This window comes from Paenibacillus sp. SEL3, from assembly GCF_054602585.1.
On record NZ_CM137725.1, the window covers coordinates 2,260,518 to 2,279,157 of the forward strand.

Consider the following 18,640-nt stretch of genomic DNA (forward strand, 5'->3'; position numbering starts at 1 on the left):
TGGGCACACCAACGTGCCTTGATATGATCATTTTATTATCCATATCAGCCACCTTAGAACAAGGGCCTCTCTTCCCATCTTCTCGCCGTTAACAGACGATAGACGCAAAGAGAGGCCCTAAGGGATCATATACAAAATCATAAGTTAATGCACGCGTTTGCGTCCAAACCAGCTTTTAAGCACCAAGGTTGCCAGAGCAAGTAATAATAATAACGAGGCCACCGCAAAAGATGCCGAGAACTGATATTCGTTATACAAAATTTCCACATGCAGCGGCAGTGTGTTCGTCTCTCCCCGGATATGTCCAGAGACGACGGACACTGCACCAAACTCACCCATGGCTCGCGCATTACACAAAATGATGCCATACAGCAGACCCCACTTGATGTTCGGCAGCGTCACTTTCCAGAAAATGCGCCAACCGCGCGCGCCCAGCGTGACCGCCGCTTCTTCCTCTTGCTGTCCCTGATCTTCCATCATTGGAATGAGTTCTCGCGCCACAAATGGAAAGGTGATGAACAGCGTCGCTAAAATAATACCAGGCAAAGCAAATATAATTTTAATATCATGCTCGTCCAGCCACGGTCCAAGCCAGCCCTGTGCACCAAACACTAATACATACATCAGCCCTCCAACGACAGGAGAGATGGCAAAGGGTAAATCAATCAAGGTGACCAGTAAGCCTTTGCCGCGAAATTGAAATTTCGTGATCAGCCAAGCGGCAGCTACACCAAATACCGTATTCAGCGGTACCGTTATCGCTGCCACCAGCAGCGTCAACCGCAATGCAGACATGGCATCTGGGTCCCGTAACGCTTCGACGTAGACGCCCCATCCTTGCTTGAGCGCTTCGGTAAGCACGACGATTAGCGGCAATACCAGTACCCAGAGCAAAGCTAAAAAAGCAGCACCAATCAGCGTCCACTTCACCCAAGTGGACTCGGTCGTGACCCTGTTGGGCGGTGCGGATGAAGGCACTGGTGCAGAAGCAAGCTCCTGCCCAGTTATCGCTTGTGACATGGTGTATCCCTCCTTAAAACGCGGGTATTATGCGCAGCCCTGGATGTTAACGTTAGATAATTACATTAGACAGTTACGTTTAGACAGTACGGCGCCGTGACCAGCGCTGAATGCTGTTAATCACGAATAACAGCACGAATGAAATCACCAACAGCATCAACGCTACCGCCGTAGCTCCTGCATAGTCATTTTGCTCCAGCTTGGACATTATGAGCAGTGGAGCAATTTCCGTCTTCATCGGCATATTGCCAGAGATGAAGACGACAGAGCCGTACTCGCCAATGCCGCGGGCAAAGGCGAGCGCAAAACCCGTCAGCAGCGGTGGCACCAGCTCCGGCACAATAACGCTGCAGAAGATACGCCATCTGCCAGCTCCCAGCGTAGCAGCGACCTCCTCCTCGTCTTTGTCCAGTTCCTCCAGCACCGGCTGAACTGTCCGTACGACAAACGGAATGCCAATAAACATCAATGCTAGCGTAATCCCCGTCTGTGAGTACGCCATCCTCCATCCAAGCGGTTCGAACAACGAACCGATCCAGCCGTTCTGCGCATATAGGGCAGTTAGAGCAACCCCCGCTACCGCAGTAGGCAAAGCAAAGGGCAAATCAATCACCGCATCAAAAATTCGTTTCCCCGGAAATTCATAACGCACCAGCACCCAGGCTATCAATAAACCGAGAAACAGGTCGATCAGCGCCGCAGCCGCGGCACACAAAAAGCTAACCTTGTAGGAAGCCAGCACCCTGATATCAGTCGCCACGTCCCAGAATTTCTCCCACGTCAGTCCAGTTGAATTCAGAAGCAGTGCCGATAAAGGCACCAGCACCACCAGACTGAGATACAGCACACTATAACCCATTGTTAACCCGAACCCGGGAAGTACGCGTTTTCGAGTGGCTTGCACTTGACTCATGTTCTGTCCATCCCTCTCTGAATTCATTCACTATGACACTCGCGGATACCAATCCAATCGTCTACACAGTCCACCTATTTTATGAACTGCCGGGTACATAAATCTGGTCAAAAATGCCTTTGTCGCTGAAATGCTTCTGCTGCGTCTCCTTCCATGTCCCGAATACATCCTTCAAGGTTACGAGCTCCAATTTAGGAAATTGATCCTTGAACTTTGCCGTCACACTCTTCAATGTTGGGCGATAATAATTTTCAGCAGCAATGGTCTGCCCTTCTTCACTGTACAAATATTTCAGGTACGCGTCCGCTACCTCGCGTGTACCTTTTTTATCTACCACCTTATCGACTATTGCTACCGGAGGTTCAGCTAATATACTGATCGACGGATATACGATATCGAATTTATCCGCACCCAGCTCCTTCACCGAGAGCAGTGCTTCATTTTCCCATGCAATCAGCACATCGCCAATTCCACGCTCTACGAAAGTCGTTGTCGCTCCACGTGCTCCGCTATCCAATACCGGCACATGCTTATACAGCTCCTGTACAAACTGCTGGGCCTTGGCTTCATCATTATTGTTCTTCTTGAGCGCATAAGCCCAGGCTGCAAGATAGTTCCAACGTGCTCCACCCGAAGTTTTAGGATTCGGTGTAATGACTTGCACATCGCCACGGATTAAATCGTCCCAGTCCTTAATCCCTTTCGGGTTCCCTTTGCGTACCAATAACACGATGGTTGAAGTGTACGAGGCGCTGTTATGCTCATATTTACTTTGCCATCCCTCTTGAACGAGTCCTTTTTCCTGTAGCGCATCAATATCATAGCCCAGAGCCAGAGTGACCACGTCCGCATCCAGCCCGTCCTGCACAGAACGACTTTGCTTGCCAGATCCTCCGTGAGATTGCTTAATCGTAACCTTCTGTCCTTTCTCCTTCTCCCAATGGGCGGCAAATGCTTTATTATATGCCTCATACAGCTCACGGGTCGGATCATAAGAAACATTGAGCAACTCCACGGCAGCAGAGCTACCATCCGCCTCCGTCCCTCCCTTGCTTGCCCCGCAAGCGCTTAGCATCATCGTTAAAACCAAAGATAGTCCGAGAATAAGTCCACTTTTCCATTGCCTCTTCATCAAGACACCCCGAATTCTATGTAATTTGTATTCATTTACGCCTGTTATTTACAGACATAATTAAAAAAAGAGCGGAGAATTCCCTGATGCAGCCCTGTTAGGTCAAACCTGTCGTGTGGACAGTGTCTGCCTGCTGTTCCTAGAGGTTCTCCGCCAAAATGGCGAGATCAAACTTTAATTCTTTAATTCCTACCTGTTTAATGAGTTATACGGATATAATACGAGAGTTTAGGAGTGATGTCAAACCTTTTTTTGGTATGCATTATCTGTACTTTTCTTTCTTTAAGGGGGGCAGTCAGAAACATTGTATATGTTTCCGACCGTTTAGAGGTCATTTACACACGGGGTACGACTTAGTTGGCAACCGTTTCAAGATTAATCGAAAAGACTCCAAAAAGCTTCGGATTGTCCGTAGCCCTTCTCAACCACAGTTCACCTGATCCCACCATGACTCCCTGATAATTAACAAACAAATCATCTGTCTTTTGATTCACAAGCGCCTCGCGAATCGCGTCCGTAAAAATCTGATCATACTTGGCAATAAAATCTTTCTTATTCGGAATCGTTAACGACTTTTCACTATCATTAACACGCAGAGGGTACAAAATATAATCGGCCACTTTCTCCTTGTCATTGTCGGCAACTGCCTTCTGCAGCGCTTTGAACGTGTTCAAAAACGCTTTAGGATCTTGAATACCTGCTACCTCAAATGGATTTTGCGATGGATTGGAGGCTGCCGGAGAAGAAGAAGTATCCGATGAAGCAGCTGGAGCCGAAGGAGCTAACTTTTGTGCATCAGTATCGCTGTTTTCTGCACTCTCGCTCTCTTTCGCTGCTTTGTCATTTTGGGCTGAACCGCTACGATTACCACCGGCTCCATTCTCGATCACGCTTGTACTGCTTCCAGTATCAATGGTTTCAGCATTCTTATCCTGACCACAGCCAGTAAGTGCCACAAAAGTAAGTGTAAGTAAAATAGCTGTGAGTGACAGCCTCCGTGACATCTTTTGATTACCGAATTCATGGTTTATGGGCACAACGGGTCATCCTTTCTGCTTTCTGCTCTGACCTATTCTGTTCATTAAGTCTTCAACCGTTCTATTGTAACATAAGTAGACTAATGACCGCATGTCGTGCCCTTTCTGGAAGGAGCTTACAGTGTAATATAAGCGAAGGTTTTAACGTTTCCTTGCGATCCATCGTCTGTACTTACTTTCAAAATCATCTCTTTCAAGGAGTCATTTGCTGCTTCATCCTGCCCTTCTGGCTTTACAAACAGCAGATCATGGCGTTCTCCTGGCTGCAACGTTCGACTGGAAAATCCGCTCGTTGTACCTTGCAAGTCCGATCCATTCGAACTGTTGAGCTTGTATTGTATGGGCTGCTTACCTGTATTCTTGATACTGATGTACAGCTTGCGCCCCTCTTCAAATTTAAAGCTCGTTTCGCCTTGTCCTTCAAAATGCATTCTTTGATCATGTACAATACGCTTCGCTGCGCTCCCATTCTCACTCTGTGCACTTAACGGAGCAGCCGGGTGCTCCTGACTCACCGATGATGTACTATGCATGGTAGTCGATATATTGGCAAGAGTGGCATAACCCACAATTGCCCCTGCAACCCCCATCCAAACCCATTTCTCCACCATTTGATTTCCTCCTTTTCTTATCTATCCTTCAGTCGTCACTGTGATTGCACAGATGGAACGGCTTATCTTCTATAAGGAAGCGATCAAGCCAAGTCATTTTATATATAAAATCGGGTGCCGATTCGATGAATCCGTTCACAATGTCCAAAGAGCGTAGATTTTTCAGGTTTTGTATTTCAGGAGGCAACGTACGGATTCCGCTATACTGGATATCCAGATACTCCAGTTGTTGCAGCTCTCCGATTTCAGGAGGCAAATGCCGGAATGCCAGCTCCTCTTTGGGAATTACTTTGACATCTGGTGCCGGGCGATCATAGCATCCACAGCTGATCCTCAGGTTTTTGAGTTGAGTCAGCTTGGCAATGTCAGCGGGTAGCTCTTCCAAATCAGCTACTTGTATCGTTAGTGACTCCAACGATTCCAATTCGAACAAAGCATGCGGTAGTGTTCGTATATCCTGCTCGAAAATGGTCAGATGTTTCAAGGAATACAATTCTCTAATCCGTTCCGGTATCTCCCTCAAGCCAAACCGCATAATCTCTACTCGATCCGGTTGATGCCGAATAGCATCGTCCAGAAAAACATCTATATTCTGATGATATTCAGGTTGGTGAATAAACACACCAGGGATAAGCTTCCCCAATTCAACCGCTTCTTCTTTAGCCATGTTTAGTCTACCTATTCGTTCGTGAGCTATGTTAATGATCCAATCCTCTCCATCCGCATTCTGGAAGCACAAATCCTCGGGTAATTGGGGATGTACCCAGGAAAACAAACTGGACGCCGCCTGCTTTAATAGTCCCCCTGCCTCGGGCGCACACTGGTATCGGTAAAATGTTCCTTGTGTGTAGGCAATGGAATGGATGCCCCTAATTTCCTCATAAGAGTGTGTGGACAGCAAAAAAGGATTCAATTGCTGTAACAATTCCTTGAACAGGACATCCTGGTCGATCACACCATTCTCATCCTCTGTCGCCCATTTATGTATGCCCAACATAAACGTGTCTGCCCGTTCCATAGCATAATCAATCAGTCTTTCATAGGCTGCTCCCCGGACATCGCTGTATAATCTGAACATGTCTCTCCTCCTCTGTGTTGCCCTCGGCCTTACAATAAAAAAAGCCGAACTCATATCTATTATGAGTCCAGCTGTCATATTTTTCAAACCTGATCAAAGACACCCAATACGACTTTATAAATAGGGCATATCGCTTACTCTGTCACTGTTCCGTAGATTAGCACTGGCGCTTCCGCATGATCCGCAATACGGATGTTCGCGTAGATTTTCTCCAGTACTTGAGCTACATCTTCACGGTTCGCATGGATAGTAACTAGCGAATCGCCTTTTTGAACAGCATCCCCGACCTTTTTGTTCAGCATCAAGCCGACGGCCAGATCAATCTCGGATTCTTTGGTCGCACGTCCTGCTCCAAGCAACATCGCTGCGGTACCGATTTCGTCAGCCACGATTTCAGCTACCACACCGTCCTGCTTCGCAGGCACCTCAATAAGATACTGTGCTTGCGGCAAGCGTTCAGGATGATCCACTACAGAAGCGTCACCGCCCTGATTCGCAATAAACTCTTTGAATTTTTCCAGTGCTTTGCCATTACGAATGACTTCTTTGAGCTTCTCTTCGGCGTTATCGAGGGAATCTGCCTTCCCTGCCAAAAATACCATCTGACTGCCCAAAGCCATGCACAGTTCTTCCAGATCTTTGGGTCCTTCGCCGCGCAGCGTATCAATCGCTTCTTTCACTTCCAGCGAGTTCCCGATGGCCAGACCCAGCGGCTGACTCATATCGGAAATGACTGCCATCGTTTTGCGACCCACATTGTTACCGATGCTCACCATGGCATGTGCCAGTGCTTTGGCATCATCTACGGTTTTCATAAATGCGCCTGCACCTGTTTTTACATCGAGTACGATAGCATCGGAGCCGGCAGCGATTTTCTTACTCATAATCGAGCTGGCAATCAGCGGGATCGAGTTGACCGTCGCCGTAACATCACGCAAGGCATACAACTTTTTGTCCGCAGGTGTCAGGTTACCGCTTTGTCCGATGACCGCAATTTTGCTGCGATTTACCAAATCCACAAATTCGTCCTTGCTGATTTCGACGTGGAAGCCTTCAATAGCTTCCAGCTTGTCGATTGTTCCTCCGGTATGTCCGAGGCCGCGGCCTGACATTTTGGCTACCGGAATGTCCAAGGCCGCTACGAGCGGAGCCAGTACCAGCGTTGTCGTATCACCCACACCGCCAGTGGAATGCTTATCGACCTTTACACCTTCAATCGCGGACAGATCAATGGTATCACCCGAATGAACCATCGCCATCGTCAGATCAGCGCGTTCGCGTTCAGTCATATCTTTGAAGAAAATGGACATCGCCAATGCACTGACTTGATAATCGGGAATTTCACCCTGAGTGTAGCCTTGGATAATAAAATTAATTTCCTCCGTACTCAGTTCTTTTCCGTCACGTTTTTTCTCAATCAAGTCTACCATTCTCATATGTCATTTCTCCTCACTGTGCGTATGATCGTTTACAGAGATACTGCTGTATCCAGTGCAACTTCCATCATTTCTTTAAAGGTTGTTTGCCGTTCTTCTGCGGTCGTTTCTTCCCCCGTCAGCAAATGATCGCTTACCGTCAGAATCGTCAATGCGTTTACGCCAAACTTGGCTGCCAGCGTGTATAAAGCCGAAGTTTCCATCTCTACACCCAGCACACCGTATTCCATCAGCTTTTGTACCACTGATTTGTCATCACGGTAGAAGCTGTCTGAGCTGAATACATTGCCGACGTGCATGTTCAAGCCTTTGGCAACACCACGATCATAAGCGCCCTTCAATAGATCGAAGCTGGCAATCGGCGAGTAGTCGTAGCCACCAAAAATATGGCGATTCATACCGGAATCCGTACAGGATGCTTGTGCCAAAATGACGTCACGAACGTGCACATGCTCCTTCATTCCGCCGCATGTACCCACGCGGAACAGGTTTTTCACACCGTATTCGCTAATCAGTTCGTTGACATAAATACTGATAGACGGCAGCCCCATCCCAGTTCCCTGTACAGATAGGCGTTTGCCTTGGTACGTACCCGTGAATCCGAGCATTCCGCGAACCTCGTTGTAGCAGGTCACGTCCTCCAGATACGTTTCAGCAATAAATTTTGCCCGTAGCGGGTCTCCTGGCAGCAAAATCGTTTCTGCAATTTCTCCGGGTTTGGCTCCAATGTGTACACTCATGTTTTTTATTCCTCCGTCTCATTTGTCCATGCTTGTATCGTTATTTGTATCGTTACTAGTAATCTTGCTTGTACTCTTGCTAGTCTTTGATTACTGAAGCTCTGCCAAAAAGCTCGTTCCGTGTTCAGGCAGTTTTACACCAAAGTTATCCGCTACAGTCGCTCCAATATCAGCAAAGGTTTTACGAACCGCAAGCTCCTTGCCCCCAGCTGTAAAACGCGGGGAATATGCCAGCAAAGGTACATATTCGCGGGTGTGATCCGTTCCCCGATACGTCGGGTCATTCCCATGATCTGCAGTGATGATCAGCAGATCGTCATCGGTCATTTTGGCAAAAACCTCTGGCAAACGCGCATCGTAATCGTCCAAAGCTTGACCATATCCCTGCGGATCACGACGGTGACCGTATACAGCGTCAAAGTCCACCAAATTCAGAAAGCTTAATCCGGTGAAATTCTCATCGAGCGTAGCCACCAGCTTATCCATGCCGTCCATATTGGACACTGTACGCACCGCCTTCGTCACACCCTCACCGTCATAAATGTCGGAGATTTTACCCAAGGCGATCACATCCAGACCTGCATCCTTCAGCTCGTTCATAGTAGTGCGACCAAACGGCTTGAGCGCATAATCATGCCGATTGGAGGTACGGGAGAAGTTCCCTGCCTCGCCTACGAACGGACGTGCAATAATGCGACCCAGCATGTACGGATCTTCCAGCGTGATTTTACGGCAGAACTCGCAAATCTCATAGAGCTCCTTCAAAGGTACAACTTCCTCATGCGCTGCAATTTGCAGCACAGAGTCCGCCGAGGTATAGATGATGAGCGCTCCAGTTTTCACGTGTTCTTCGCCCAGCTCATCCATGATTTCCGTTCCGCTAGCAGGCTTATTGCCAATCACTTTGCGACCTGTGTGCTCCTCAATGCGTTGAATCAGCTCATCCGGGAACCCATCGGGAAATACACGGAAAGGAACTGCAATATTCAAACCCATGATTTCCCAATGACCCGTCATCGTATCCTTACCATTGGACGCTTCCTGCATCTTAGTGTAATACGCGAGCGGCTTGTCGGCCGCTGCCACTCCTTCTATGGAACGAATATTGGACAGACCGAGCTTACCCATATTCGGCATCTTCAGACCACCGCGTTCGCGGGCAATATGACCGAGCGTATCTACATCGTAATCATCAAACTGGGCAGCATCCGGCGCTTCGCCGATACCAACCGAGTCCATAACCACCAAGTGAATCCGTTTAAATTTAGACATTATAAAAATCCTTTCCTGACTCGCTGTTTTTTTTACAAAAACAACCCTGCAATCGTTGCCGACAGCACGCTAACCAGCGTTGCCCCGTACAACAGCTTCAGACCAAAGCGGGCCACCACATTTCCCTGTTTTTCATGCAACCCCTTCACCGCCCCGGAAATGATACCGATGGATGAGAAGTTAGCAAAGGATACGAGGAATACCGATACGATCCCGACCGTGCGCTCCGACAAGCCTGTTTGCTTGGTCAGATCCAGCATAGCCACAAATTCGTTGGATACGAGTTTGGTAGCCATAATGCTGCCCGCCTGAACGGCTTCGTTCCACGGAATACCCATGACAAAAGCGAAAGGCGCAAACACATATCCAAGCAGCGCCTGAAAGCTGATTCCAAACAACCAGGAGAAAATCCCGTTAACCATGGCAATCAGCGCCACAAAACCGATCAGCATCGCAGCTACCGTAATCGCAACCTTGAAGCCGTCCATAATATACTCTCCGAGCATTTCGAAGAAGGACTGCTTCTCTTCCTCCTGAACCTCCAGTAAATCATCTTCTTTCTCAATCTTGTACGGATTAATAATGGAAGCGATAATAAAGCCGCCGAACAGGTTCAATACCAAAGCTGTGACCACATATTTGGGGTTTAACATTTGCATGTAAGCTCCCACAATCGACATGGACACCGTAGACATCGCAGACGCACACAGCGTATACAACCGATGTTTTGGCAGCAGACCAATTTGCTTCTTAACGGAAATAAACACCTCGGATTGACCCAAGATAGCCGAAGCTACAGCGTTGTAGGATTCCAGTTTACCCATTCCGTTTACTTTGCTCAAGACAAGCCCGATATATTTAATAATAAAAGGCAACACTTTTACATATTGCAAAATACCAATCAGCGCGGATATGAACACGATTGGCAGCAGTACACCGATAAAGAACGGGGCTGCTCCTTCATTCGCAATTCCGCCAAAAACAAAGTTAATCCCTTCCATAGCATAACCAATCAGACTATTAAACCCTTTTGCAAAACCTTTGACTAGAATTTCACCAATCCCTGTATTCAGCAATACAAAAGCTAGCGCTGCTTGCAGAACAACCATAACCACCAGCGGACGATACCTGATTTTGCGCTTGTCACTGCTGGCAACGTAAGTAAGTGCAAATACAACAAGCAGTCCTACCAGAGCGATTACATATTTCATTTAATTTCCCCCTTATTACATTAAGCGCTTACATTCCCCATAAAAAGAACGCGCCCCAAAGAGGCATTCTTTTTTTTATTTCCCCAGATCCGCAGGTCGAAAGGCACCCGGCAGTAATTGATCCACCGTCCACTCTTCCGTGTTGCCATGAAGGTTTGTCAGATAAATTTTGGTATCTTGATGAGCAAATTCGGAAATGACCTGACGACAGGCCCCACATGGAGACACAGGCCCTTCCGTATCAGCTACAACCGCAATCGAATCAATTTTCCGGCAGCCTTCGGATACCATTTTAAAAATCGCTGTCCGCTCTGCACAATTGCATAAGCCGTAGGAGGCATTTTCCACATTACATCCGTGATAAATCGTGCCATCGCTTCCGAGAACCGCAGCCCCCACCTGAAAATTCGAATACGGAACATACGCCTGTTTACGCGCCTCAAGCGCTTTCTGAATCAATTGATCCTTCATTGCGAATCCCTCCATGACTTTAAAATAAACTTAGTAGGAAGATGTAGACTGCTCGCCCTCGATGATTTTCACACCGGAACTTGCACCGATCCGACTTGCGCCAGCTTCTACTAATTTTTGCACGTCTTCCAGACTGCGTACACCGCCTGAAGCCTTGACACCAATCTCAGGTCCTACCGTTTTGCGCATCAAAGCCACATCTTCCGCAGTAGCTCCACCTGTTGAGAAGCCTGTCGAGGTTTTCACAAAATTCGCCCCCGCTTTGACGGACAGCTCACATGCCAGTACCTTCTCTTCGTCAGTCAGCAGGCAGGTTTCGATAATCACTTTTACCAGTGTACCAGCAGCTGCTTCCACGACCGCACGGATGTCCTGCTCGACGAGCTGTACATCACGTTCCTTCAAAGCGCCTATGTTAATAACCATATCAATTTCAGTCGCTCCGTTAGCAATAGCATCTTTCGTTTCAAATGCTTTCGTTGCGGACGTGCTCGCTCCCAGCGGGAAACCGATAACTGTACAAATGGCTACGCCTGTGCCTGCGAGCTGTTCTGCTGCATAAGCTACCCACGCCGGGTTCACACATACAGAAGCAAACTGATATTTTTTTGCCTCGGCAGTCAATTTCGTAATTTCATCCTTCGTCGCATCTGCACGCAACAATGTATGGTCGATTAATGCTGCAATGTTCATATCTAAAAGCTCCTTCATTAGATAAATAGTTGAAGACAAAAGTCCTTTATTTCTCTGTGATGAGATCATCATAGCACGGCTTTGAACATATGTAAAACACATTTTGAAATTATGTTCACGCTTGTACATAAGGCGCTCACCTACCATTCATATTACCCTGTAGGCACACGCCATAACCGTGTATTTTGCTGGATGGAGGCGACTTGCTCTATTGTAAAAGTGCTTGTGCCGTAAACTGATCCGTCACCAAGATATTCGCATACTTGCCACGCAGCGATGCCCGAATGGCCTCCACTTTACGCTGGCCTCCAGCGACGAGAATGGACTTCTCCTTCTTTCGCAAATCAGGCAAATCAATCCCGACGGTACGACTATTGATTTCCTGACTGCATATGTTGCCCTCAGCGTCAAAAAAGCGTGAGCAAATATCGCCCTTGCCAATTCTTTGCAGTAGCTTCTGCTCTTCCCCGTTAAAATAACCCAATCGGAACAGCAACGCATCCTCCTTGACCGTCCCCACCGTAAACACCGCGATGTTCGCCTGCTTGCCAAGTTCGATGATACGCTGGATATGCCGATCCTCCTCGACCATTTTCTTAACGGCGTGACTGTCGAAAATTACAGGCAGCGGCAAATACCTTGCTATAGTATGAAAGGCTTCTGCGAACAAATTCACGGTTTCCACAGCATATGTGTTGACATGTGAATGGCTCACGCCTCCCTTGAGCTGAACCACCTCAACTCCCTTGACCTGCTTTTGTTGGAGATGAAGCGCCACGGCATGCATGGTTGTTCCCCATGTCACTCCAATAATATCAGCATCCTGTACCGTTTCATGCAAATAATCGGCTGCTTTTTTGCTAATATGCTTCTTGATCTCCTGATATTCATTTAACGGCGAATAACAGACTAACACAGTATCCAGTCCGTATTTCTTCTTCACCTGCTCTCCGAGCGCGTCCATATCCTCCATCGGGTCCACAATACTAATCCGCACGTATCCTTGTTCCTTGGCAGCCTGAAGTAACCGCGATACCGTAGGACGCGAAACCCCGAGTCTGACCGCGATATCTTGCTGGCTGTAGTCGTTTAGATAGTATAATCTGGCTGCTTCGATACTTAATCGCTGCTTTTCATGATCCACTCTACCTCAACCCGCTTATCTTAAAATGTAGTGCCATCGGACACAGCTTTAGTCCCAAACATTATATATGAAGGGAAACTTGAAGCCACGCCTTGGCCGTATGGTTGTTATTTTGGAAGATTTAACTGCTCGTTTGTGATATTCTGTGAGTAACTACAACCATTTTACCGCATCCTCAACTTTATCGTTCCATCTGTCAAAACGCAATAGTTAACCCATTTTACCGCTCAATCACAACCTGTGATGGCTCATCTGAATAGATAAGGAGAATTGTTATGTCTGAATTTATTGTGTGCAGTCTAGCGGACAAAAAGTTCGCTTTAAACTTTGTGGAAGTAGAAGAAGTCATGAATGCTAAGAAGGGAACTCCGCTTCCCTTTTCCGAAGCATGGCATGAAGGAATGGTGACTATTCGCGGCAATGTATTTACGATCCTTAATTTACGCAAAAAACTGCTTCTTCCTGCATCCAGCGATTCCTCCGAGGACAAAATGATTTTGCTCAGCCGTGCGAAGATTGCTCTGCTTGTCGATCAGGTGGAGGACACGGCTTCTGCCGAGGACAGTCAGCTACAAAGCAATGAGGAAGAGTGGCAGCGCGAGTTGTTCCCTACCGTGATGGAGCATCAGGGTACCCTCATTCCGGTGATCGATATGGACGCTTTTCTCGCATCCACCAAGACGAACTAAAACGCAAAATACTCCCGAACCTTGAGGCGGCTTGCACTCATCGTTCGGGAGTATTTTCAGTTATTGGAGTCCCTGCCCCTCTTTCATGTGAACCAGCGTGTTCAGCTGCTCCAGCAACGTATTCCCGCCAGTTAGCGAAATCGTGCCAATCTTCTCGCAGATTTTTTCCATGAATTCTAGCTCTTTGAGACGATAGAGAGTGGCGTTCTCGTCCATCAGCTTGGCCGTATTGAGCAGACTACGAGTGGATGCCGTCTCTTCACGTCGTGTGATGAGGTTGGCCTGTGCCTTCTTCTCTGCCAACAGCACCGTATTCAGAATATCCTTGATATCCCCCGGCAAAATAATATCCTTCACCCCTGCTGACGTAAAAGTCACTCCATATTCGTCGCTCTGCTCATTCAGTCGAGTCAAAACATATACCGCAATCTCCTGCTTCATTTTCAGCAAATCATCCAGCTTCATCGTGCCAACGTATTCGCGTAACAACAGTTGAAGCATAATGTACATTTGCTCCTCGTATGCCCGGAATTCTAATGCCCGCAATGGGTCGATGATACGGTACTGACAGACGAAGTTGAGGCGCAGCGTAATTTTGTCCTCTGTCATGATTTCCTGTCCCATCAAGTCCATTTGCTGTTGTCGCATATCTATCGTTTTGATCTCTGTATTCACCGTGGACATCCAGAAATAATATTTACCCGGTTTCAGCTCACCCTGCAACACATTATCGTAATACAAAAATCCTAATTCATAGCTGCCCACCTGAAGCGCCTTCCAGAAGCCCGGTGTCTTGGACAAGAATGCTTGCCCCAATGCCTTATCAATTGCAGGCTGCCGAGTATCTGCACGAACAAAACGATGTTCCTTGAGCACGTTCCAATAAGCATATTTCCCAGCCGTCAGCAGCTCCACAAACCGATTATCCTCATAATGCAGCACATATTCATGGTCCTCTACATCAATGACATTCAATTGCTCAAGCAATAGGGGATCTGTCAAAAACAAACGAATATCATGGTCCGGTACAAAAAATGGTTCGGCTACATTCAAAATTTCAACCGCTTCCTGCTGAAATGTCTTCAATAGGTAAGTTCCTGGTTGCAACAATTTGTGGTAGCTTCCTTTTTTGAACAGCAATCCGCGCTCATCGGATTTAATTGTTATCTTCTTAAACATCGTATCACTCCTAGTATTTAGAATCCTCAACTTAAAAGAGTGCTTTTTTCTACGTGTGGCGCTCCGCGATCCATTTGATCTTCCGATCGCTGTTGCTCCTGAATTTTTGGATTTGATGAACCCCTTATAGGGTTAAAATTCAGGGGCAAAGGCGAACGCTTCGCTTCTTCAGATTCAAATGGACCGCTCCGTAGCTGCCCGCCTTAAAATTAACACACTTTTAAAATGAGGATTTTTTATTTTTATTTGTTGTAGTAGGGTTAGGACCCTTGCAGAGCATCCCTCCGGTGTGAACGGCGGGGTCAAGCTTGAGGAAAAAGAAAGATACCGCCTGTTTTCGTGTTCTAAGGATGGGATTCATCAGCCCAACATCGACTGTGAATCTGTATCCCCGAAGCCTCGAGCCCTGTCGGTGCTTGCTCTCTCCGGTATCCGCTGGCCACATAGCCATCGCCCCGGTATCTGTCATCAAGACCAGACATGGGATGCTCTTATCCGGGTCTTTTCATTGTTTTTATTCGATCATTCGAATACTCTACCAGAAGTCGCGTGGAAGGCGATTGGGAATCGAACCCTAATTGTTGGTGGATACGCAAGTTTACAGGATACCTGACCCCATCAGGGCAGGCACTGCGGGACCTTTGGAAATCCGCGCCTCGGTAATATCTTCCTGTATCAGCCTTTATCATTATCGCGTAATCTAGAACTCGCGAACATGGCGAAAGTATTACGACCCTATAAAAAACGAAAAAGACACAGGAGAAGCATATGTGCTTCCCTCGTGTCTTTCTTTCTATAGTTAACTAGTCGCGTTCGTATCTTAGGCCTGATCCACTAGGATGTTTTTTCGAAAACGGGATCAGCGCCTGGTGTTGGAAGTTCTGGAAGTTCTGGAAGTTCTGGAACGTCTGTCGTTGTTGAGGCAATCTGCTGGTGTGTATAGCTGAATGGAGGGGTCTCGTATTGCAATCCCGCCTTTTCATAGGTAAACCAATAGCTGACACCCTTCCCGATATCGAGGTCTGTTACCCGCTGCTCCCAGACACCGCCGTTGTTGGTCATTCGGTAATTGAGCTGTTGTCCACCCGTTAAAGTGTAATGCACGTCAACATAGGCCGAGGCTGTTTTAGGTGTAAATTGAAGCAATGCTTCACGATCGCTGACAAAACGAGCTCCTGCTTTATAATCCTCCGTTTCTCCGCCACCCTCATTACCGCCAGATGCTGCCTCCGTAGTTACCGATACAGCATGGCTTGCTGCAGATAGGTTACCAGCTGCATCGCGAGCCTTAACGGTAAAGCTGTAAGTTGAAGCTGCATTTAGCCCTGTCATTGAAGCGGAAATACCGCTTATCTCTGCCGCCTGTGCCCCGTCCTTATAAACGATATACCCAGCAACGCCAACATTGTCTGTAGCTGCATCCCACTCCAGAGTGACTGCCGAAGCCGTTTTGGTCGTAACTCGCACATTCGCCGGGATGGATGGAGCCTCCGTATCAGGCTGCGGATTGCCACCGCCGCTTCCATTTCCGGCATTAAAGCTATTCGGCTGCACGGTAATACTGTGCCCATCTGAGAAGGTTACTGTTTTGACCTGGTCTGTAAAGTTGTAGGCCACATAGGTTTTTACACCGTTTTTTTGAAATACGGCATAAATAGGTGAATTAGCGGTGATGCTGCGGTCGATGTTGCCTACAGCATCCAAATTATAGATCCAGTGGTAGACATTCGCGTAATTATGTTTTCAAACTCACCCCATAAGACATTCACCCTATAAGTTATTCATCCCATTAACCATTCACCCTAATAAACGTTTAGTATATAAAAAAAGAATCCTCCAGGCCTTTTAGCCCTTCAGATCCTCTGTTTTGAATTTATAAGTTTTTGAGCCTTTGAGTTTTTGAGTATTTAGTTTCTTATGCCCTTCCCATGCTCCACAACATTTCGGAAAAAGAGTGACTTTGCGGTGAGCGGCAGCGGAGCGAAGGGGTTGAATCTGGAGAAGCGGAAGCGTTCGCCTTTGCAGTGGGATTCTTACCTTTAAATCTCTCATACAATCCGAAGAATCCCACTGCAACAGCGATCGGAAGATCAACCTCTCCGCGAAGCGCCTCCTCCACCCGAAAACAACTCACTCATTTTCCCCGCTCAAAATACCCTTCTATTTTCCAATCTACACCAACCTGTGTCACGCTCAAATCATGCAATGCCACCGCATCGCTCATCGCAGACACGCCTTCTCCCCCGAGAAATCCCGGGGCTGCACGTCCTCCAACCAGCTTCGGCGCCATATACAGCACCAGCTTGTCTGCCAGCCCTTGCTGCACGAACGAAGCGTTCACTTCGGCTCCGCCTTCCACGAACACCGATGACACCTCCGCTGCCCCCAGAATATCCAACATTTGCGGCAGGTTAACCCGATCGCTGTTTTCATCCTGTGTCGGATATACTTTTACACCCAGCTGTTCCAGCTGGCTTCGCTTGCCTTCATCGTAGGCCCGTCCTGTGAATATCCAGGTCGGAGCCTCCCCATCTGTAATGACACGAGCATCCAATGGAATTCGAAGCTTACTATCCAGAATGATACGAATCGGATTCCGTCCTTCTGGTAGACGAGTCGTAAGCTGAGGATTATCATGAATCACGGTCTGTACACCGACCAGGATTCCTACATGCTCGTGACGAAGACGATGCACATCCTCCCGTGCAGCCTCAGATGTGATCCACTTGCTTTCAGAGGTTCGAGTTGCAATTTTACCGTCCAGCGTTACTGCTGATTTGATCGTAATAAAAGGACGCTTGCTCACGATATATTGATTGAACACTTCATTCATGCGGATGGATTCCTGCTCACATACGCCGACAATGACCTCAATGCCTGCATCTTTCAAAATCTGCACCCCTCTGCCGGAAACCAGCGGGTTCGGGTCCAGCGCTGCAATCACCACTCGACGAATACCAGCCTTCACAATCGCTTCCGCGCACGGGCCTGTCCGGCCGTGATGGGAACACGGCTCCAGCGTTACGTAAATCGTCGCTCCCTGAGCGTGTTCACCCGCCATACGCAACGCATGAATCTCGGCATGTGGCTCGCCGGGCTTCAGATGAGCGCCGATCCCAACGATACGGCCGTTGTTGACAATGACTGATCCGACGAGCGGATTCGGTTCTGTTTGCCCTTTAGCACTTCTGGCATTTTCCAGTGCCAGGCGCATATATTTTTCGTGAGTGGTCATAGAACCTCCCTGAGATCGGAATCCCGCAAATGGCCGGATCGTTCCACTTTTGTATTCAAATACCGTTCATTATATTGCGACACATCGCCCCAGAGCGGCATACGACCCGCCACATTCATACCCGATTTCTTTAAGGCATCCAGCTTTTTAGGGTTGTTTGTAATCAGAGTTACTGGCTTTTGTCTCAGGTGACGGAGCACACTAATGGCATCTGCATAATTGCGTGTATCATCTTCAAAACCCAATTGATGATTGGCTTCGACGGTATCCATGCCTTCTTCCTGCAGAATATAAGCCATTGCTTTACTAAACAAACCAATTCCGCGGCCTTCATGGTTAGCCAGATAGAACAATGCACCCGTTCCATGTTCCACGATCATTTTCATGGACTGGTGGAGTTGAAATCCGCAATCACAACGCTTGCTACCAAAAATATCTCCAGTATGGCAAATACTATGCATGCGAACTAATGCATTTTCCGACTGCTCGAAATCGCCGTACACCAAAACGCTTGACTGTTGTCCCTCTGCCAAATCCAGTGTGGACAATCGCTTCACAATCGTCTCAGCGGTGGCATTCAGTAAGTCCTGACGATCTTCCTCATCCCGTACAGGCAACCAGCAGTACCACTGAAAAACAACCGTTTCCCCTTCCAAATTAACTGGCAGCTTGATCGGTCCAACCAAAATCGTCGAAGATTGTTCTCCACGAACGGTTTGAATTTTATCGTTAAGTAGCGTAGCTACATCTTTCTGGTTCATCTCTTTGCACCATCCTTT

The 18,640-nt window shown here is 47.6% G+C and carries 17 protein-coding genes and 1 pseudogene; 1 reads left to right on the forward strand and 17 read right to left on the reverse strand.

The genetic code is table 11. The annotated features are described in order from the left end of the window. Positions 1 to 144: 144 nt before the first annotated feature. The 13 genes from cysW to ACYCS5_RS10715 form a co-directional block, all read right to left on the reverse strand. A complete protein-coding gene (gene cysW / locus ACYCS5_RS10655; RefSeq protein WP_459761021.1) occupies positions 145 to 1,020 on the reverse strand; it encodes a sulfate ABC transporter permease subunit CysW in 876 nt (291 codons plus the stop codon). 79 nt (positions 1,021 to 1,099) lie between these two features. After that, positions 1,100 to 1,933, reverse strand: a complete 834-nt coding sequence (cysT, locus tag ACYCS5_RS10660) for a sulfate ABC transporter permease subunit CysT (protein WP_459761022.1) — start codon at positions 1,931 to 1,933, stop codon at positions 1,100 to 1,102. Positions 1,934 to 2,012: 79 nt separating this feature from the next. Further along, positions 2,013 to 3,065 (reverse strand): sulfate ABC transporter substrate-binding protein, encoded by a 1,053-nt coding sequence (locus ACYCS5_RS10665; protein WP_459761023.1) that lies wholly within the window; start codon positions 3,063 to 3,065, stop codon positions 2,013 to 2,015. A 353-nt stretch (positions 3,066 to 3,418) separates the two neighbouring features. Continuing rightward, on the reverse strand, positions 3,419 to 4,102 hold the full coding sequence (locus ACYCS5_RS10670; protein WP_029519308.1) for a hypothetical protein: 684 nt from the start codon (positions 4,100 to 4,102) through the stop codon (positions 3,419 to 3,421). Positions 4,103 to 4,218: 116 nt separating this feature from the next. Continuing rightward, positions 4,219 to 4,713: a hypothetical protein gene (locus ACYCS5_RS10675; protein ID WP_459761024.1), complete on the reverse strand. Its 495-nt coding sequence runs from the start codon at positions 4,711 to 4,713 to the stop codon at positions 4,219 to 4,221. A gap of 28 nt (positions 4,714 to 4,741) precedes the next feature. After that, positions 4,742 to 5,791 carry a leucine-rich repeat domain-containing protein gene (locus tag ACYCS5_RS10680; protein WP_341040036.1) on the reverse strand — a complete coding sequence of 350 codons (1,050 nt, stop codon included), beginning with the start codon at positions 5,789 to 5,791 and terminating at the stop codon, positions 4,742 to 4,744. Between the two features lie 134 nt (positions 5,792 to 5,925). Next, the gene (locus tag ACYCS5_RS10685; protein ID WP_459761025.1) at positions 5,926 to 7,227 is read right to left on the reverse strand and encodes a pyrimidine-nucleoside phosphorylase; all 1,302 of its coding nucleotides are present in this window, start codon (positions 7,225 to 7,227) and stop codon (positions 5,926 to 5,928) included. Between the two features lie 32 nt (positions 7,228 to 7,259). Next, entirely contained in the window at positions 7,260 to 7,967 is a 708-nt protein-coding gene (gene deoD / locus ACYCS5_RS10690; RefSeq protein ID WP_013312036.1) for a purine-nucleoside phosphorylase, read from the reverse strand. 90 nt (positions 7,968 to 8,057) lie between these two features. Then, positions 8,058 to 9,239 carry a phosphopentomutase gene (deoB, locus tag ACYCS5_RS10695; protein ID WP_459761026.1) on the reverse strand — a complete coding sequence of 394 codons (1,182 nt, stop codon included), beginning with the start codon at positions 9,237 to 9,239 and terminating at the stop codon, positions 8,058 to 8,060. A 32-nt stretch (positions 9,240 to 9,271) separates the two neighbouring features. Beyond that, positions 9,272 to 10,450, reverse strand: coding sequence for a NupC/NupG family nucleoside CNT transporter (locus tag ACYCS5_RS10700; protein WP_134903749.1), 1,179 nt, complete (start codon positions 10,448 to 10,450; stop codon positions 9,272 to 9,274). A 75-nt stretch (positions 10,451 to 10,525) separates the two neighbouring features. After that, positions 10,526 to 10,921 carry a cytidine deaminase gene (locus ACYCS5_RS10705; protein WP_029519322.1) on the reverse strand — a complete coding sequence of 132 codons (396 nt, stop codon included), beginning with the start codon at positions 10,919 to 10,921 and terminating at the stop codon, positions 10,526 to 10,528. Between the two features lie 30 nt (positions 10,922 to 10,951). Beyond that, positions 10,952 to 11,614 (reverse strand): deoxyribose-phosphate aldolase, encoded by a 663-nt coding sequence (gene deoC / locus ACYCS5_RS10710; protein WP_029519323.1) that lies wholly within the window; start codon positions 11,612 to 11,614, stop codon positions 10,952 to 10,954. Positions 11,615 to 11,822: 208 nt separating this feature from the next. Next, positions 11,823 to 12,758 carry a sugar-binding transcriptional regulator gene (locus ACYCS5_RS10715; RefSeq protein WP_023990386.1) on the reverse strand — a complete coding sequence of 312 codons (936 nt, stop codon included), beginning with the start codon at positions 12,756 to 12,758 and terminating at the stop codon, positions 11,823 to 11,825. A gap of 275 nt (positions 12,759 to 13,033) precedes the next feature. On the opposite strand from ACYCS5_RS10715, the gene ACYCS5_RS10720 reads away from it, so the two are divergent. Then, a complete protein-coding gene (locus tag ACYCS5_RS10720) occupies positions 13,034 to 13,447 on the forward strand; it encodes a chemotaxis protein CheW (protein ID WP_029519325.1) in 414 nt (137 codons plus the stop codon). A 60-nt stretch (positions 13,448 to 13,507) separates the two neighbouring features. Here ACYCS5_RS10720 and ACYCS5_RS10725 read toward each other — a convergent pair whose 3' ends face one another. The 4 genes and pseudogenes from ACYCS5_RS10725 to ACYCS5_RS10740 all read right to left on the reverse strand — a co-directional run bounded on the left by ACYCS5_RS10725 (position 13,508) and on the right by ACYCS5_RS10740 (position 18,622). Next, positions 13,508 to 14,626 (reverse strand): slipin family protein, encoded by a 1,119-nt coding sequence (locus ACYCS5_RS10725; RefSeq protein ID WP_029519326.1) that lies wholly within the window; start codon positions 14,624 to 14,626, stop codon positions 13,508 to 13,510. 834 nt (positions 14,627 to 15,460) lie between these two features. Beyond that, positions 15,461 to 16,357: pseudogene (locus tag ACYCS5_RS10730) on the reverse strand (fibronectin type III domain-containing protein); the annotation flags it as partial. Positions 16,358 to 16,760: 403 nt separating this feature from the next. After that, positions 16,761 to 17,861, reverse strand: a complete 1,101-nt coding sequence (gene ribD, locus ACYCS5_RS10735; protein ID WP_029519328.1) for a bifunctional diaminohydroxyphosphoribosylaminopyrimidine deaminase/5-amino-6-(5-phosphoribosylamino)uracil reductase RibD — start codon at positions 17,859 to 17,861, stop codon at positions 16,761 to 16,763. Beyond that, complete coding sequence (locus tag ACYCS5_RS10740; RefSeq protein WP_459761027.1) at positions 17,858 to 18,622, reverse strand: GTP cyclohydrolase II; 765 nt, start codon at positions 18,620 to 18,622, stop codon at positions 17,858 to 17,860. The genes ribD and ACYCS5_RS10740 overlap by 4 nt, the downstream gene beginning before the upstream one ends. Positions 18,623 to 18,640: the final 18 nt, after the last annotated feature.

Coding starts and splice junctions, on each gene's coding strand:
- cysW (WP_459761021.1), bottom strand. CDS start 1,020: ATGTCACAAGCGATAACTGGGCAGGAGCTTGCTTCTGCACCAGTGCCT.
- cysT (WP_459761022.1), bottom strand. CDS start 1,933: ATGAGTCAAGTGCAAGCCACTCGAAAACGCGTACTTCCCGGGTTCGGG.
- ACYCS5_RS10665 (WP_459761023.1), bottom strand. CDS start 3,065: ATGAAGAGGCAATGGAAAAGTGGACTTATTCTCGGACTATCTTTGGTT.
- ACYCS5_RS10675 (WP_459761024.1), bottom strand. CDS start 4,713: ATGGTGGAGAAATGGGTTTGGATGGGGGTTGCAGGGGCAATTGTGGGT.
- ACYCS5_RS10680 (WP_341040036.1), bottom strand. CDS start 5,791: ATGTTCAGATTATACAGCGATGTCCGGGGAGCAGCCTATGAAAGACTG.
- ACYCS5_RS10685 (WP_459761025.1), bottom strand. CDS start 7,227: ATGAGAATGGTAGACTTGATTGAGAAAAAACGTGACGGAAAAGAACTG.
- deoD (WP_013312036.1), bottom strand. CDS start 7,967: ATGAGTGTACACATTGGAGCCAAACCCGGAGAAATTGCAGAAACGATT.
- deoB (WP_459761026.1), bottom strand. CDS start 9,239: ATGTCTAAATTTAAACGGATTCACTTGGTGGTTATGGACTCGGTTGGT.
- ACYCS5_RS10700 (WP_134903749.1), bottom strand. CDS start 10,450: ATGAAATATGTAATCGCTCTGGTAGGACTGCTTGTTGTATTTGCACTT.
- ACYCS5_RS10705 (WP_029519322.1), bottom strand. CDS start 10,921: ATGAAGGATCAATTGATTCAGAAAGCGCTTGAGGCGCGTAAACAGGCG.
- deoC (WP_029519323.1), bottom strand. CDS start 11,614: ATGAACATTGCAGCATTAATCGACCATACATTGTTGCGTGCAGATGCG.
- ACYCS5_RS10720 (WP_029519325.1), top strand. CDS start 13,034: ATGTCTGAATTTATTGTGTGCAGTCTAGCGGACAAAAAGTTCGCTTTA.
- ACYCS5_RS10725 (WP_029519326.1), bottom strand. CDS start 14,626: ATGTTTAAGAAGATAACAATTAAATCCGATGAGCGCGGATTGCTGTTC.
- ribD (WP_029519328.1), bottom strand. CDS start 17,861: ATGACCACTCACGAAAAATATATGCGCCTGGCACTGGAAAATGCCAGA.
- ACYCS5_RS10740 (WP_459761027.1), bottom strand. CDS start 18,622: ATGAACCAGAAAGATGTAGCTACGCTACTTAACGATAAAATTCAAACC.